This window comes from Ideonella sp. B508-1, assembly GCF_000333615.1.
GTDB lineage: Bacteria > Pseudomonadota > Gammaproteobacteria > Burkholderiales > Burkholderiaceae_C > Ideonella.
The window spans coordinates 1-16,212 of sequence record NZ_BADL01000071.1 but is presented as its reverse complement, the minus strand read 5'-3'; the positions used below and the strand labels follow the sequence as shown (position 1 = coordinate 16,212).

Annotated in this window: 16 protein-coding genes; 11 read left to right on the top strand and 5 right to left on the bottom strand. The window is 69.7% G+C overall.

What is annotated here, in order from left to right:
* Positions 1-28 precede the first annotated feature (28 nt).
* A complete protein-coding gene (locus I73_RS03145; RefSeq protein WP_022979290.1) occupies positions 29-277 on the bottom strand; it encodes a TIGR04438 family Trp-rich protein in 249 nt (82 codons plus the stop codon).
* Positions 278-400: 123 nt separating this feature from the next.
* Between I73_RS03145 and I73_RS03140 the strand changes: the two genes are divergently transcribed.
* Positions 401-712: a c-type cytochrome gene (locus I73_RS03140; RefSeq protein WP_022979289.1), complete on the top strand. Its 312-nt coding sequence runs from the start codon at positions 401-403 to the stop codon at positions 710-712.
* 69 nt (positions 713-781) lie between these two features.
* Here I73_RS03140 and acs read toward each other — a convergent pair whose 3' ends face one another.
* Positions 782-2,749, bottom strand: coding sequence for an acetate--CoA ligase (gene acs / locus I73_RS03135; protein ID WP_022979288.1), 1,968 nt, complete (start codon positions 2,747-2,749; stop codon positions 782-784).
* A gap of 210 nt (positions 2,750-2,959) precedes the next feature.
* On the opposite strand from acs, the gene I73_RS03130 reads away from it, so the two are divergent.
* Positions 2,960-3,574, top strand: a complete 615-nt coding sequence (locus tag I73_RS03130; RefSeq protein WP_040499466.1) for a TIGR00645 family protein — start codon at positions 2,960-2,962, stop codon at positions 3,572-3,574.
* Between the two features lie 3 nt (positions 3,575-3,577).
* On the opposite strand, the gene nhaA is transcribed toward I73_RS03130, so the two are convergent.
* Positions 3,578-4,741 carry a Na+/H+ antiporter NhaA gene (nhaA, locus tag I73_RS03125; RefSeq protein ID WP_022979286.1) on the bottom strand — a complete coding sequence of 388 codons (1,164 nt, stop codon included), beginning with the start codon at positions 4,739-4,741 and terminating at the stop codon, positions 3,578-3,580.
* Between the two features lie 134 nt (positions 4,742-4,875).
* On the opposite strand from nhaA, the gene I73_RS03120 reads away from it, so the two are divergent.
* Positions 4,876-6,402 (top strand): fumarate hydratase, encoded by a 1,527-nt coding sequence (locus I73_RS03120; RefSeq protein WP_022979285.1) that lies wholly within the window; start codon positions 4,876-4,878, stop codon positions 6,400-6,402.
* A 65-nt stretch (positions 6,403-6,467) separates the two neighbouring features.
* On the opposite strand, the gene I73_RS03115 is transcribed toward I73_RS03120, so the two are convergent.
* Positions 6,468-7,760, bottom strand: a complete 1,293-nt coding sequence (locus I73_RS03115) for a mechanosensitive ion channel family protein (protein ID WP_022979284.1) — start codon at positions 7,758-7,760, stop codon at positions 6,468-6,470.
* 39 nt (positions 7,761-7,799) lie between these two features.
* Positions 7,800-8,735 carry a histone deacetylase family protein gene (locus I73_RS03110; RefSeq protein WP_022979283.1) on the bottom strand — a complete coding sequence of 312 codons (936 nt, stop codon included), beginning with the start codon at positions 8,733-8,735 and terminating at the stop codon, positions 7,800-7,802.
* 83 nt (positions 8,736-8,818) lie between these two features.
* Here I73_RS03110 and I73_RS03105 point away from each other — a divergent pair, with 83 nt between their 5' ends.
* From I73_RS03105 to I73_RS03070, 8 genes are all read left to right on the top strand, one after another.
* Positions 8,819-9,748 carry a MoxR family ATPase gene (locus I73_RS03105; protein ID WP_026096251.1) on the top strand — a complete coding sequence of 310 codons (930 nt, stop codon included), beginning with the start codon at positions 8,819-8,821 and terminating at the stop codon, positions 9,746-9,748.
* Between the two features lie 7 nt (positions 9,749-9,755).
* Positions 9,756-10,736, top strand: coding sequence for a DUF58 domain-containing protein (locus tag I73_RS03100; RefSeq protein ID WP_022979281.1), 981 nt, complete (start codon positions 9,756-9,758; stop codon positions 10,734-10,736).
* On the top strand, positions 10,730-12,766 hold the full coding sequence (locus I73_RS25660; protein ID WP_022979280.1) for a DUF3488 and transglutaminase-like domain-containing protein: 2,037 nt from the start codon (positions 10,730-10,732) through the stop codon (positions 12,764-12,766). The genes I73_RS03100 and I73_RS25660 overlap by 7 nt, the downstream gene beginning before the upstream one ends.
* Before the next feature lie 8 nt (positions 12,767-12,774).
* A complete protein-coding gene (gene mltB, locus I73_RS03090; RefSeq protein ID WP_022979279.1) occupies positions 12,775-13,938 on the top strand; it encodes a lytic murein transglycosylase B in 1,164 nt (387 codons plus the stop codon).
* Between the two features lie 57 nt (positions 13,939-13,995).
* Positions 13,996-14,214, top strand: a complete 219-nt coding sequence (locus I73_RS03085; protein WP_022979278.1) for a hypothetical protein — start codon at positions 13,996-13,998, stop codon at positions 14,212-14,214.
* Entirely contained in the window at positions 14,211-14,537 is a 327-nt protein-coding gene (locus tag I73_RS03080) for a cell division protein ZapA (RefSeq protein ID WP_022979277.1), read from the top strand. The genes I73_RS03085 and I73_RS03080 overlap by 4 nt, the downstream gene beginning before the upstream one ends.
* Before the next feature lie 287 nt (positions 14,538-14,824).
* Positions 14,825-15,298 carry an EVE domain-containing protein gene (locus I73_RS03075; protein WP_022979276.1) on the top strand — a complete coding sequence of 158 codons (474 nt, stop codon included), beginning with the start codon at positions 14,825-14,827 and terminating at the stop codon, positions 15,296-15,298.
* Positions 15,295-16,104 carry a sulfite exporter TauE/SafE family protein gene (locus I73_RS03070; RefSeq protein WP_022979275.1) on the top strand — a complete coding sequence of 270 codons (810 nt, stop codon included), beginning with the start codon at positions 15,295-15,297 and terminating at the stop codon, positions 16,102-16,104. Before I73_RS03075 ends, I73_RS03070 begins: the two co-directional genes overlap by 4 nt.
* Positions 16,105-16,212 lie beyond the last annotated feature (108 nt).

The window sequence follows — 16,212 nt, the reverse complement described above, 5'->3', positions numbered from 1 at the left end:
GGCTCCCCAGTGGGTGGGCCCTCACCGCTCACTTGCGGCGGGAGGTCTTGGTGCCCAGGCCCATGGCGTCGATGTTGCGGCGCCGCCGCTCTTCCTTGCGCGCGGCATCCTTCTCCATCGCGCGGCGGCGGGTCAGACCGGTCGAGTCGGCATAGCCCCACCAGGCCAGTGCCAGGCCGAAGGGCAGCAGCACCCAGACCCAGCCCCAGCCGGCCACCGGCCCCCACTCGGCGAGCTTCATCACCAGCAGCAGCACGCCCAGCACCACAAACGCCATCGTGTTCTCCTTGCCTGCCGCCGATCGGGCCCGATCCAGCGGCCTGGCTGATATCCCTAGAATGGTCTGCCCACTGTAAATCACCCATCCCGGGTTCACCATGGGGCACCGGAAGGAGACGTGATGAAACTGCTGCTGCCCGTCCTGCTGTGGCTGTCCGCATCGGCCGCCCTGGCCGCCGCACCGAACGCCCAGGCCCTGGCCACCAGCAAGAACTGCCTGGCCTGCCACGCCGTGGAGCGCAAGCTGGTGGGACCGTCCTACCAGGACGTGGCAGCCCGCTACGCCGGCCAGAAGGATGCCGTGAGCCGCCTGGCCGAGAAGATCCAGAAAGGCGGCTCGGGCAGCTGGGGACCGGTGCCCATGCCGGCCAACCCGGTCACGCCAGAAGAGGCCAAGATGCTGGCCACCTGGGTGCTGTCCCAGAAGAAATGACCCCGGCGCGCTGTGCAGCCCCATGAAAAAAGCCCCGCACCGCGGGGCTTTTTGCTGAGCCCTCTAGGCTCAGTTGTTCTGCGCCAGCTGGTCCAGGATGGCCGGATTCTCCAGCGTGGAGGTGTCCTGGGTGATGGCCTCGCCCTTGGCGATCGAGCGCAGCAGGCGGCGCATGATCTTGCCCGAGCGGGTCTTGGGCAGGTTGTCGCCGAAGCGGATGTCCTTGGGCTTGGCGATCGGGCCGATCTCCTTGCCCACATGGTCGCGCAGCTGCTTGGCAATCGCCTTGGCCTCGTCGCCGGTGGGGCGCGGACGCTTGAGCACGACGAAGGCGCAGATGGCCTCGCCGGTCGTGTCGTCCGGACGGCCCACCACCGCGGCCTCGGCCACCAGCTCGGTGCAGCTCACCAGGGCCGATTCGATCTCCATCGTGCCCATGCGGTGGCCGGAGACGTTCAGCACGTCGTCGATGCGGCCGGTGATGGTGAAGTAGCCGGTCTTGGGGTCGCGGATCGCACCGTCGCCCGCCAGGTAGTACTTGCCCTGGAAGTCGGCCGGGTAGTAGCTCTTCTTGAAGCGCTCAGGGTCACCCCAGATGTTGCGAATCATCGAGGGCCAGGGACGCTTGACCACCAGGATGCCGCCCTGGCCCCAGGGCACGTCCTTGCCGGTCTCGTCCACCACCGCGGCCTGGATGCCCGGGAAGGGCAGCGTGCAGGAGCCCGGCACCAGCGGCGTGGCGCCCGGCAACGGGGTGATCATGTGGCCGCCGGTCTCGGTTTGCCAGAAGGTGTCCACGATGGGGCAGCGACCACCGCCCACGTGCCGGTGGTACCACTCCCAGGCGGCCGGGTTGATCGGCTCGCCCACCGAGCCCAGGATGCGCAGGCTCGACAGGTCGTAGCTCTTGGGATGCACGGCGTCGTTGGCCTCAGCGGCCTTGATCAGGCTGCGGATGGCGGTGGGCGCGGTGTAGAAGATGCTGACCTTGTGGTCCTGGATCATCTTCCAGAAGCGGCCGGCGTCCGGGTAGGTGGGCACGCCTTCGAAGACGATCTCGGTGCCGCCCAGGGCCAGCGGGCCGTAGGTGATGTAGCTGTGGCCGGTGACCCAGCCGATGTCGGCCGTGCACCAGAAGACGTCGTCCTCGCGCAGGTCGAAGGTCCAGGAGGTGGTGAGCGCCGCATGCAGCAGGTAGCCGCCGGTGCTGTGCTGCACGCCCTTGGGCTTGCCGGTGGAGCCGCTGGTGTAGAGCAGGAACAGCGGGTGCTCGGCCTCGACCCACTCGGGCTCGCAGCTGTCGGGCAGTCCGGCCACGGCATCGGCCATCCACAGGTCCCGGCCTTCCTTCATCGTCACCGCACCGCCGGTGCGCTTGACCACCAGCACCTTCTCGATGGCACCGCAGCCGTCCAGGGCCAGGGCCTCGTCCACGATGGCCTTGAGCGGCAAGTGCTTGCCGCCACGCACCTGCTCGTCGGCGGTGATGACCAGCTTGGCACCGGTGTCCTCAATGCGATCACGCAGGGACTGGGCCGAGAAGCCGCCGAACACCACCGAGTGGATGGCGCCGATGCGGGCGCAGGCCTGCATGGCCGCCACGCCGTCGATCGACATGGCGATGTAGATGACGACGCGGTCGCCCTTCTTGACGCCCTGGGCCCGCAGCGCATTGGCGATGCGGCAGGTGCGCGCCAGCAGTTCGCTGTAGCTGACCTTGGTGACCTCGCCGCCGTCGGCTTCGAAGATCAGCGCGGTCTTGTCGCCCAGGCCGCGCTCGATGTTGCGGTCCAGGCAGTTGTAGGAGGCATTGAGCGTGCCGTCGGAGAACCACTTGAAGAACGGCGCCTCGCTCTCGTCGAGCACCTGGGTGAACGGCGTCTTCCAGGTGATCAGTTCACGTGCGCGCTTGGCCCAGAAGCCCTCGTAGTCGGCTTCCGCTTCCTTGCAGAGCGCCTCGTAGGCGGCCATACCCGACACACGGGCCTGGGCCGCCACGGCAGGATCGGGGGCGTAGATCTTCAGCTCGTCGCTCATTGTGATGTCTCCTGTGTTCTCGATTCGAGTGCCTGACTGCACTTTCGGCGCAACTGTGGCCCCCGGGTCTGACGATGGGCTTACTCTGAATCCTGTTGCATTGCAGCAATTTGGCGGCAGATGACACCGTCATGGCGGCGTTGCGGGACAACCCTAGAATCCCGCCATCCCCGACCTTTCCGGCCCTTCACCGCGGCCGTCACCGACCCGATGAACACCCCGAAAACCGCGGGGCCGCGCATGCGCCCCCTGCCCGCCCTGATCTTCGCCAGCCGCTGGCTGCAGCTGCCGCTGTACCTGGGTCTGATCCTGGCCCAGGCCGTCTACGTCTTCCACTTCTGGGTGGAACTCGTCCACCTGATCGAAGCGGCCTTCGGCAACACCCAGGCGCTGGACACGCTGGTCAAGAGCGTGGGCTATCTTCCACCGGCCGATGGGCAGGTCAAGCTCAACGAAACCCTGATCATGCTCGTGGTGCTGGGCCTGATCGACGTGGTGATGATCAGCAACCTGCTGATCATGGTCATCGTCGGCGGCTACGAAACCTTCGTCTCACGCATGAACCTGGAAGGCCACCCGGACCAGCCGGAATGGCTGGACCATGTGAACGCCTCGGTGCTGAAGGTGAAGCTGGCCACCGCCATCATCGGCATCAGCTCGATCCACCTGCTCAAGTCCTTCATCAGCGCGGCCAACATCGACGAGAAGACCCTGCTGTGGCAGACGCTGATCCACCTGACCTTCCTGCTGTCGGCCCTGGCCATTGCCGCCACCGACCGCCTGCTGGGTCATGGCCACAAACCGGCCGCAGGCGAAGAACACTGAGCCTCAGCGGGAGCGGTGTGCCAGCAGCAGCGCGCCCAGCACGCCCGACAGCACCGAGCCGCACAGCACGCCCAGCTTGACGGGCGTGTCGTGGTCGCCCGGCAGGCCGACGAAGGCCAGGCCGCCGATGAACAGGCTCATCGTGAAGCCAATGCCGCACAGCACGCTCACGCCGAAGACCTGGCCCCAACTGGCCCCTGCCGGCGCGCTGGCCCAGCCCAGGCGCACCATCGCCCAGACGCAGCCGAAGACGCCCAGCGTCTTGCCCACCAGCAGGCCGGCGGTGATGCCCAGGGACACCGGCTGCAGCAGGTCGGACCCGCTCAGCCCGGTCAGCGAGACGCCCGCGTTGGCGAAGGCGAACATCGGCAGCACCCCAAAGGCGACCCAGGGGTGCAGGCCGTGCTCCAGCGCCTCGGCTGGCGAATGGCCATCCTCGCCATCGCTGGGAATGAACAAGGCCGTGGCCACGCCGGCCAGTGTGGCGTGCACGCCCGACTTGAGCACGCACACCCACATCACCAGGCCGATCACGATGTAGACGTCGGCCCGCCGCACACCGGCCCGGTTGAGCAGCGCCAGCAGCACCAGGCAGGCGGCCGCCGCACCCAGCATGGGCAGTGACAGATGCGCGGTGTAGAAGACCGCGATCACCACGATCGCCCCCAGGTCGTCGATGATGGCCACGGCGGTCAGAAAGACCTTGAGCGAAGGCGGCACCCGCGGGCCCAGCAGCATCACGATGCCGATGGCGAAGGCAATGTCGGTGGCTGCGGGAATCGCCCAGCCGCGCAGCGCCACCGGGTCGCCCCAGTTGATGGCCGCGTAGATCAGGGCCGGCAAGGCCATGCCGCCCAGGGCGGCCACCGCCGGCAGTGCGGCCTGGGCCGGGCGCGACAGCTCGCCATGCACGAATTCGCGCTTGATCTCCAGCCCGACCAGGAAGAAGAACACCGCCATCCACAGGTCATTGACCCAGACCTGCAGCGGCTTGGCCAGCACCAGCCAGTCCGCGCCGATGCGCACCTCACCCGGGATCCGGTCGAAGGCCACATACAGATCCGCCCAGGGCGAATTGCTGAAGAGGAGGGCGGCCACCGTGGCCAGGGCCAGGACGATGCCCCCGGCGGTGGGGGCGGCGAAGAAGCGCTTGATTCCGTCGAACACGCTGGGTTGACTCCTCGTCGTTACACTGCCGGGTTGCGACCCTGGCCCATCTTGCTTCTGCTCCGGGCATTGGACCATGGCCAGCCCGCCGCCCTGGCGGCCATCATCGCAAAGACTCGACCGAGCCATCCACCATGACCACCACCATCCGCTACCAAGATCTGGTCGACAGCGTCGCCGGCGCGCTGCAGTACATCAGCTACTACCACCCGGCCGACTACATCGCCCATCTGGCGCGCGCCTACGAGCGTGAAGAATCGCCCGCCGCCAAGGACGCGATCGCCCAGATCCTGACCAACTCGCGCATGTGCGCGGAAGGCCGTCGCCCGATCTGCCAGGACACCGGCATCGTCAACGTGTTCCTGAAGATCGGCATGGACGTGAAGTGGGAAGGCTTCCCCGGCTCCATCCAGGACGCCGTCGACGAAGGCGTGCGCCGTGGCTACCTGAACCCGGACAACAAGCTGCGCGCCTCGGTGCTGGCCGATCCGATCTTCGAGCGCAAGAACACCAAGGACAACACCCCGGCGGTGGTCTTCATGGAGGTGGTGCCCGGCGACAAGCTGGACGTGACCGTGGCGGCCAAGGGCGGCGGCTCCGAGAACAAGTCCAAGGTCTACATGCTCAACCCGAGCGACAACATCGTCGACTGGGTGCTCAAGACCGTGCCGACCATGGGCGCCGGCTGGTGCCCGCCCGGCATGCTGGGCATCGGCGTGGGCGGCACGGCGGAAAAGGCCGCCCTGCTGGCCAAAGAGTCGCTGATGGACGACATCGACATGTACGAGCTGCTGCAACGCGGCCCGCAGAACAAGCTCGAAGAGCTGCGCATCGAGCTGTACGAGAAGGTCAACGCGCTGGGCATTGGCGCCCAGGGCCTGGGTGGCCTGACCACCGTGCTGGACGTCAAGATCAAGACCTACCCGACGCACGCAGCCTCCAAGCCCATCGCCATGATCCCGAACTGCGCGGCCACCCGCCACGCCCACTTCGTGATGGACGGCTCGGGCCCGGTCTACCTGGACCCGCCCAGCCTGGACCTGTGGCCCAACGTGCACTGGGCACCGGACTACAACAAGTCCAAGCGCGTGGACCTGAACACGCTGACCAAGGACGAAGTGGCCAGCTGGAAGCCCGGCCAGACCCTGCTGCTCAACGGCAAGATGCTGACCGGCCGCGACGCCGCCCACAAGCGCATCCAGGACATGCTGGCCAAGGGCGAGCCGCTGCCGGTGGACTTCACCAACCGCGTCATCTACTACGTCGGCCCGGTGGACCCGGTGCGTGACGAGGTGGTCGGCCCGGCCGGCCCCACCACCGCCACCCGCATGGACAAATTCACCGAGATGATGCTGGAGAAGACCGGCCTCATCTCCATGGTGGGCAAGGCCGAGCGCGGCCCGGCCGCCATCGAGGCCATCAAGAAGCACAAGTCGGCCTACCTGATGGCCGTGGGCGGCTCGGCCTACCTGGTCTCCAAGGCCATCAAGGCCGCCAAGGTGGTGGGCTTTGCCGACCTGGGCATGGAAGCCATCTACGAGTTCGACGTGGTCGACATGCCGGTGACGGTGGCGGTGGACGCCGGCGGCACCAGCGCCCACATCGAAGGCCCCAAGACCTGGCAGGCCAAGATCGGCAAGATCCCGGTCAGCGTGGCCTGAGCGGCCCTCGGCCCCCAAACAAAACCCCGCCTCGGCGGGGTTTTTTCATGGGTGGCGCGCCGCGGTCAGCCTGCTGCCGGCGGCTCGGCCGCCGACAACATCTGCACCACCCGCTGCGGGAAGGGAATCTCCACCCCCAGGCGGTTGAGCAGGCGCCAGATCGCCAGGTTCACCTCGGAGCGCACCCCGCCCTGGCCGTTCTCCGGGTCGATGATCCAGAAGGTGATCGTCAGCTCCAGGCCATCAGCGGCAAAGTTGGACAGTTGCACCCCTGGTTTGGGATCGTCCAGCACACGCCGCACCGAAGACACTGCGTCGATGAGCTGCGGGAACAGCGCATCCAGATCGGTGCCATAGCCCACCTGCACCACGGTGGAGACCAGCACCTTGGGGTCGGCCAGCGAGGAGTTCTCCACCCGCTGGGTGATCAGCAGTTCGTTGGGCACGATGGCCTCGCGCCCATTGAGCGCACGGATCACGGTGTAGCGGGTGGTGATGCGGGAGATCGTGCCCTCGAAGTTGTCGACCCGCACCGTGTCGCCGATGCGCACCGAGCGCTCGGCCAGGATGACGAAGCCCGAGACGTAGTTGGAGGCCAGCTTCTGCAGCCCGAAGCCCAGGCCCACCCCCACCGCGCCGCCCAGCACCGACAAGGCCGACAGGTCGATGCCCGCCGAGGACATGGCCAGCAGCAGGCCGATGAAGGTCAGCAGGGTGCGGATCAGGTTCGCCCCGGCCATGCGCAGCGAGAGCTGGTCACCCGTGGCGCCCTTGAGCAGCTGCGTCTCCAGTGCCGCCGAGATCCACAGCGTGATGACCATCACCACGCCGACGCTGAGCGCCCCTTCCAGCAGCGAGCGCACCGACACCACCGAATTGCCCAGCTTCCAGCGGATGTCATCGAGCTCGTTGAGCATCTCCGGCAGCACACCGGTGATCCAGCCCACCACCGCCAGCCAGGCCAGCCAGGAGATGGTGCGCTCCACCACCCGCATCAGGTGAGACCCCGGGAAGGCCACCGTCAGCACCCGCACCGACAGCCGGATGCTGGCAAAGGAGATCAGCACCGGGAGGACGATCTTGAACATTGCCAGCGGCACGCCCCAGCCCAGCAGGGCCCGCCGGGCCAGGTAGGCCAGGCCCAGGGCCAGCAGGGGGAACAGCACCCCGTCGACGATGCGCCGGCCGTACCAGATGGAGCGCTCGGGGGCGGTGGGGCCACGCACCGCCCTCACCAGCAGCCAGGCCAGGGCCAGGCAGGTGAGCACCACGGCGCCCTCGATCAGGGCGCTGGGGTGCGTCAGAGCGCTGAGGAATTCGTCGAGGGTGAGGACGGGAATGACGGGGGCGGAACTCATGCCCGCGATTGTCGCCTCAGCCCAGGGCGAGCGCCGGCCTCAGACGTCGGCCAGCGCGCGCAGATGGGCCACCACGCTGCGGGCCAGCGAGCTCAGCGCATAGCCGCCCTCCAGGCAGGAGACGATGCGGCCCTTGGCATGGCGCCGGGCCAGCTCCACCACCCGGCGGGTGATCCATTCGAAATCGGCCTCGACCAGGCCCATGCGACCCATGTCGTCCTCGCGGTGGGCATCGAAACCGGCAGAGATGAAGAACATCTCCGGGCGAAACTCCTCCAGCCGCGGGATCCAGTTGGCCTCGATCATCTCCCGCACCTCGCCACCGCGGGTGTAGGGCGGCACCGGCAGGTTGACCATGTTCGAGCCCAGCGGCACGCCGCCGGTGAAGGGGAAGATCTGGTCCTGGAAGAAGCTGACCATCAGGATGCGCTCGTCACCCGCCACGATGTCTTCGGTGCCGTTGCCGTGGTGCACGTCGAAGTCGACGATGGCCACGCGCTTGAGCCCGCGCACATCCAGCGCATGGCGGGCCGCCACCGCGATGTTGTTGAAGAAGCAAAAGCCCATGGACTGCGAGCGCGTGGCGTGGTGGCCGGGCGGACGGATGGCGCAGAAGGCGTTCTCGGCACGGCCGTCGATCACCGCGTCGGTGGCCGCCACGGCGGCGCCGGCCGAGCGCAGGGCGGCCTGCCAGGTGTGCGGACCGACATAGGTGTCCGGGTCCAGCGCCCGGTGCTCCCCGGTGTCGATGGCCTGGCGGATGAACTCCTCCAGCTCGGTGAGATAGCCCTCGGTGTGGGCCAGCAGCAGGTCACTGTGTGCGGCCAATGGCACGTCGAAGCGGGTCAGTGCCACGTCCACGCCGGAGGACAAGAGCTGATCCTCGATGGCGTCGAGCCGCTGGGGGCACTCGGGGTGGCCAGCACCCATGTCGTGCAGGCGGCAATCGGGGTGGGAGAAGTAGGCAGTGGTCATCGAAACAGGGCCAGCGCAGGGTCGGGACAGGTCATTCCCAGCATGCCAGTGAAACCGGGCCGGGTAGGCTATCGTCTGCCCTCATGATCAGCACAAGCCTTCTCGCCCGATTGACGAAGCTCAAGGGACAGATCGACAACGTGATCGCGGGCAAGACCGCCCAGGTGGAGGATAGCCTGGCCTGCCTGCTGGCCGGAGGGCACCTGCTGATCGAGGATGTGCCCGGCGTGGGCAAGACGACGCTGGCCCATGCCCTGGCCGCCTCGCTGGGCCTGCGCTTCTCCCGCGTCCAGTTCACCTCCGACCTGCTGCCCAGTGACCTGGTGGGGGTCAGCGTCTTCGAGCGCCAGCGCGACAGCTTCGTGTTCCACCCGGGCCCGCTCTTCACCCAGGTGCTCCTGGCCGACGAGATCAACCGGGCCGGCCCGCGCACCCAGAGCGCCCTGCTGGAGGCGATGGAGGAACACCAGGTCAGCGTGGACGGCAAGACGCGCCCCCTGCCCCAGCCCTTCTTCGTCATCGCCACCCAGAACCCGACCGAGCAGTTGGGCACCTACCCGCTGCCCGAGAGCCAGCTCGACCGCTTCCTGATGTGCATCAGCCTGGGCTACCCCGACCGCGCCTCCGAGCGCGCCCTGCTGGCGGGCGAGGACCGGCGCAAGGTGGTGGCCCGCCTCCAGCCGGTGATGCAGCCGGACGATCTGACCGAAGCCATGGCCGCCGTGCATGCCGTGCACGCGTCCGACGCCCTGCTGGACTACCTGCAGGCCCTGATCGACGCCACCCGCAACGGTCGCTGGTTCGTCCAGGGCCTGTCGCCCCGGGCGGGCATCGGCATCCTGCGGCTGGCGCGGGCCCGCGCCCTGCTGCAAGGCCGTGACCACGTGGCACCGGACGATCTTCAGGCCCTGCTGCCCCAGGCCCTGGGCCACCGCCTGGTGCCGGTGGCCGCGGCCGGGCGTGGCCCGCGCGAGCAGGTGCGAGCGATGCTGGACGCCGTGGCCCTGCCCTGAGCGCGGCATGGCAGGCATCGCGATGCAGCCCCTGGCCCCGCTGCAGCGGCGCTGGCGCCAGTGGTGGCAGGCCCGCCTGCGGCCCAGCCCCCACTGCACCCTGCGCCAGCGCAACCTCTACATCGTGCCCACCCGGGCGGGCCTGGTGTTCGGGCTGACCCTGCTGCTGCTGCTGGTGGCCTCCATCAACTTCCAGCTCAACCTGGGCTACGCCCTGACCTTCCTGCTGGCCGGCAGCGCCATCGTGTCGATGCACATGACCCATGCCACCTTGCGGGGGCTGCAGCTGCATCTGGCACCGCTGACGCCGGTGTTCGCCGATCAACCGGTGGATCTGGCCGTGCGGGTGGACAACCCCGGCCGCGTCCGCCACGGCATCGCCTTGAGCCTGCAGCCGGAAGAAGCCCCGGCACCAGCGCCGGTGTGGTTCGACGCCACCGCCCAGGCCCAGACCGGCGTGACCCTGCGCTGGGTGGCACCGGGCCGCGGGCACTGGCCGCTGCCCCTGCTGCGCATCGAGACCCGTTTCCCCTTCGGGCTCTTCCGCGCCTGGGGCCTGTGGCGGCCGGATGCCCAGGCCTGGGTCTACCCCGCGCCGGAACACCCCACGCCGGCCCTGCCCCAGGGCGGCGCCGAAGCCCGCCCGGGCGGGCCGCCCAGCCTCGGCCCGGCCGATGAGCAGGACGGCATCCGCCCCTGGCGCCGGGGCGACCCGCTGAACCGGGTGGTCTGGAAGAAGGTGGCCCGCAGCGGCGAGCTGGTCAGCCGCGAGGCCGCCGGCACCGCCCGGCCGCCCACCCTGTGGCTGGACTGGCAGCAGGCCGGCCCGGGCGACGCGGAGCGCCGTCTGTCCCGCCTGTGCGCCTGGGTGTTGGCAGCCCAGGCCCGCCAGCAGCCTTATGGTCTGCGCCTGCCGGGACGGGAATGGGCCTGGAGCGAGGCCCCCACCCACCGCGACAGCGTGCTGCAGGCGCTGGCCCGATGGTGAACGCTCTGCGCTCCCGCTGGGCCCGGCTGCCGCGCGACGCGCGCGACACCTTCTTCATGCTCGGCCTGATCGCCTGGACGGTGGCGCCGCACCTGGCACGCCTGCCCGTGGGCGTGGGCCTGCTGTGCGCAGCCGTGCTGGCCTGGCGCGCCGTGCTGGCCTGGCGGGACGCGGCCCTGCCCGGCCGCTGGCCGCTGCTGGCGGTGCTGCTGCTGGCCGCGGGCCTGACCTGGTGGGACCAGCACACCCTGCTCGGCCGCGAGGCCGGCATCACGCTGCTGGTGGTTCTGATGGCCTTGAAGACCCTGGAGCTGCGGGCCCGGCGCGACGCGCTGGTGGTCTTCTTCCTGGGCTTCTTCCTGGTGCTGACGCAGTTCCTGTACTCGCAGTCCCTGCTGTCGGCCGCGGCCATGCTGCTGTCGGTCTGGGGCTGGCTCACCGCCCTCACACTGGCCCACATGCCCGCCGGGCGGCCGCCCCTGCGCGAGGCCGCTGGCACGGCACTGCGGGCCGCGCTGCTGGGCCTGCCGGTGATGCTGGCGCTCTTTCTGCTCTTTCCCCGCATTCCGCCGCTGTGGAGCATGCCCGACGATGGCGCCCGCACCGGTCTGTCGGACCACCTGCGCCTGGGCGACGTGGCCGAGCTGGCCCAGGACGACAGCGTGGCGCTGCGCCTGCGCTTCGAGGGCGCGCCGCCGCCCCTGTCCCAGCTCTATCTGCGCGGGCCGGTGCTCTCCCGCTACGACGGCCAGAGCTGGCAGGCCGATCCCTGGCCCCGACGGGCCCCCACCCCGCAGCCCGTGGCCGCTTCCTTGGCACCCGCGGCGGGCCTGGGCTACGAGATGACGCTGGAGCCGCTGCGCATCGCCTGGCTGCCGCTGCTGGACTACGCCACCACGCCGCCGCGGGCCGAGCCCCCGCTGGACGGCCTGCGCGCGCCGGATGACGACAGCCTGCAATGGCGCCTGCGCAGCCCGCTGGGCGAGCGCACGCGCCTGAGCGCCGTGGCCGCGCCCGCGCGGCCACAAGGCGGCGTGCTGTCCCGCTGGGACCGCCTGCAACTGACCAGCCTGCCGCCGGGCCGACATCCCCGCACCCGGGCCTGGGCCCGCGCCCTGGCGGCGCAGCCCGGTCTGCTGCACGCCGATGCCCGGACCCTGGCCCAGGCCGTGCTGCACCACCTGCGCGAGGACGGCTACGCCTACACCCTGAGCCCCGGCCCCTACGAGGGCGATGCCATCGACGAGTTCTGGATGGACCGCAAGCTGGGCTTCTGCGAACACTACGCCAGCGCCTTCGTGGTGGTGATGCGCAGCCTGGGCGTGCCGGCGCGCATCGTCACCGGCTACCAGGGGGCGGACCCGGCGCCGATGGACGGCTACTGGGTGGTGCGACAGAGCAATGCCCACGCCTGGGCCGAGTACTGGCAGGACGGCCTGGGCTGGCTGCGGGCCGACCCCACGGCCGCGGTGGCGCCCGACCGCATCCTGCGCAGCACGGCCCTGCGCCCGGCCCCGGGCCTGGTGATGGGCACGCTGGACAGCATGAGCCCCGGCCTGCGCCTGCAGCTGCGGCGCTGGCTGGAGACCTGGGACAACCGCTGGAACCAATGGGTGCTGGGCTATGGCCGGCAGCAGCAGTTCCAGCTGCTGCGCGACTGGGGCTGGCCGGAGGTGGATGCGGCGGCACTCGCCCGCCTGCTGGTGCTGAGCCTGTCCGGCCTGGGCCTGGCCGGGGCGGCCTGGGCCTGGTGGGATGGCCGCCGGCAAGCCCCCTGGCCCCGGCTGCAGCGGCGCCTGGCGCGCCGGCTCGCCCGCTGGGACGTGGCCGTGACCCCGGCCGACAGCCCCGCCGCACTGGCACAGCGTCTGGCCGAGCGCCACGGCGAGGCCGTCGCCCCCATGGTGGCGGCACTGCAGGCACTGCAGCGCCAGCGCTACGCCCCGGGCCCCGCCACGGCCACACTCTCCACCTGGTGGCGGACCTTCCAGGCCGCGGAACGGCGCTGCGCCTCCCCACGGCGCCCATAATCTCCGGCATGACCCTGCCGCTTTCCGTCCTGCTGCGGCGCGCCTGCCGCGCCCTGCCCCTGCTCGCTCTGGCCGGCCTGGCCTCCACCGCCCTGGCCTCCACCGCCCTGGCCGGCGCGCCCTCGGCCAAGCGCCCGCCGGCCAAGACCGCGGCCGTGATGAGCGACGACAGCCCCGATGTGGTCATCTACGGCCAGCGGGAGGACGTGGTGCAGTTCGGCCGCGCGCTGGCCGCCGCCAACCAGCTCGACCCCGAATGGGTGCTGGCCCAGCTGGCCCAGGCTCGCTTCCAGCCCCGCGTGACCCAGTTGGTCATGCCTCCGCCCGCGGGCACGCCCAAGAACTGGGCCGCCTACCGGGCCCGCTTCGTCGAGCCGCAGCGCATCGGCGCCGGGCTGCGCTGGTGGCAGGACAACGCCGAAGCCCTGACCCGCGCCGAGGCCCGCTACGGCGTGCCGCCGGAAATCGTCACCGCCATCGTCGGCGTCGAGACCTTCTACGGCCGTGTGACCGGCAACTTCAAGGTCATCGACGCGCTGGCCACGCTGTCCTTCGACTTCCCCACCGGCCGCAGCGATCGTTCGGCCTTCTACCGGGACGAACTGGGCGCCTTCCTGCGCTGGTGCGCCGCCGAGAAGCGGGATCCGCAGAGCGTGCTGGGCTCCTTCGCCGGCGCCATCGGCCTGCCCCAATTCATGCCCAGCAGCATCCTGAAGTACGCGGTGGATTTCGATGGTGATGGCCGCATCGACCTGAACACGCACGGCGACGACGTGGTGGGCAGCGTCGCGCACTACCTGGCCGAGTTCGGCTGGCAGCGCGGTCTGGTGCCCACCGTGGCCGTGACGCCACCGGCGGACGTGCGCGAGAAGGCGCTGATGCTGGTCAACGACATCAATCCCAGCCTCAGCGCCAGCCAGATGCGCGAGCACGGCGCCATCCTGCCGGCCGATGCCACCGATGCGCTGGGACCGCTGGCCCTGGTGGAACTGCAAAACGGCGGCGAGGCGCCCAGCTATGTGGCCGGCACCCGCAACTTCTACGTCATCACCCGCTACAACTGGTCGGCCTACTACGCCATGGCCGTGGTGGACCTGGCGCGTGCCCTGCGCAGCGGTCACACCGACAGCGTGGCGGCACCCGCAGTGCCTGCCGCTTCGGCGGCGCCCTGAGGCGCCTGCGCTCGTGCCTACAATGGCCGTCTCACCGCTCGTTTCACGCACTGGCCCATGACCCGTCTGTCGGATCTTGCCGAGCGCATCGACCGCCTCGTGCTGCGGCACGAGGAGCTTGCTCGCACCAACGCCCTGCTGACCCAGCAGGTCCAGGCCCTGCAAGCCGAACGCGACAGCCTCAAGTCCCGCCTGGCCGCGGCCCGCACCCGGGTCGAGGCCCTGCTCGACCGCCTGCCCACCGATCCCACCTCGTCCGGAGGTGACACCGCATGAAGCAGATGGAAGTCACCATCCTGGGTCAGAGCTACCTGCTGGCCTGTCCCGAAGGGGGCGAGGACCTGCTGCGCCAGGCCGTCAGCCGGGTGGACCAGGAGATGAGCGCGATCCGCGATGCCGGCAAGGTCAAGGCGCGCGAGCGCATGGCCGTGCTGGCCGCGCTGAACCTGGCCTACCTGCTGGCCGAACAGCGCCAGGCACCGGCCGCAGTGACGCATGCGCCCGTGCCCCCCGAGCCGAGTCCCGAGGAAGAGGCCCTGATGGATCGCCTGATCTCCCGGCTCGACGCCACCCTGGGCGACGACGGTCAGCTGCTCTAGCACAAACCCGCTTCGCAGATCGTTCGGATTCCGCACTGTGGCCGTGGCAATTGACTCGCGGTCGGCACAGCGCTGGTCCTAGAATGGGTTCGTCCATCGCATCCGCGTGGGTTTTATATTTCCTTGAACCGATGCTCTCGCGAGCCCGGGCTTGGAACATTGCCGGGCGGGCGTGATCGTCTCGCGTCAGATGAACCCGAAGCCCTGCTGACCTCGCCCACCTGAATCCCCTGGGTTCAGGAATGCGGCCCACGGTTTGCGATGGACACCCTCCTTCCGCCTTCCCCATGTCCCAGTACTGGCTGATGAAGATCGAGCCGGCCGAGTGCTCGATCGACGATCTCGCGCGGCGGCCCGCCCAGACCGTGCCCTGGACCGGGGTGCGCAACTACCAGGCCCGCAATTTCATGCGCGACGCCATGCAGGTGGGTGACGGCGTGCTGTACTACCACTCGTCCTGCGCCGAACCCGGCGTGGCCGGTCTGGCCGAGGTGGCCAGCGGCGCCTACCCCGACGCCACCCAGTTCGACCCGGCCAGCCCGTATTTCGATCCGAAATCCACTGCTGACAAGCCACGCTGGCTGAACGTGGATGTGCGGCTCACACGCAAGACCCGCCTGCTGCCGCTGGCCCGGATGCGCGCCGAGCCGTCCCTGCAGAGCATGGCGCTGCTGCGCCCCGGCAGCCGCCTGTCCATCACCCCGGTCACCCCGCAGGAATGGCAGGCCGTGCTGGCCCTGCTGGACGCGCCCGCGGCATGAGCCCCGGCCTCATCGTCGAACTGCTGTGCCTGGGCGCCTACGGCGGCTTTCTGGCGGGCCTGCTGGGCATCGGCGGCGGCATGGTGCTGGTGCCCTTCATGACCCTCATCATCAGCCACCGCGGTGTGCCGGGCGACATGGCGGTGAAGATGGCCATCGCCACCTCGATGGCCACCATCCTCTTCACCTCGCTGTCCAGCATGCGGGCCCACCACCGGCGGGGCGCCGTGCGCTGGTCCATCGTGGCCAGCATCGCCCCCGGCATCGTGATCGGCGGCCTGCTGGCAGGAGCGGGCGCCTTCTCGCTGCTGAAGGGGCAGGCCCTGGCCCTGTTCTTCGCCCTCTTCGTCGGCTTCTCGGCCACGCAGATGCTGCGCAACCGTCCACCCCGCCCCGGGCGCGAGCTGCCGGGTCCCATCGGCCAGGCGGCTGCGGGCACTGGCATCGGCTTCGTCTCGGGCCTGGTGGGTGCCGGCGGCGGTTTTCTGAGCGTGCCCTTCATGACCTGGTGCAACGTGCCCATGCACCAGGCCGTGGCCACCAGCGCCGCGCTGGGCTTTCCCATCGCCCTGTCCAACACGCTGGGCTATCTGGTGGGCGGCTGGGCCCTGCCGGCCGCCCTGCCCGGGGCCGTCGGTTACCTCTACCTGCCGGCGCTGGGCGTGGTGGTGCTGGCCAGCATGAGCACGGCGCCGCTGGGCGCCCGGGCCGCCCACGCCATGGACGTGGCCCAGCTCCGCCGGGTGTTCGCCCTGGTGCTCTACGGGCTGGCGGGCTACATGCTGTGGAAGTCCTTGCACACTTGACGGCCGCGCGTTTTTGCATTTATGTCGCGGGCAAGGTAGAATCTTCCGCTTTGCTAGCAACCAACCGCGTGTCGATCCGGTGGACGGGATTTCCGGAACCGGCTTTGG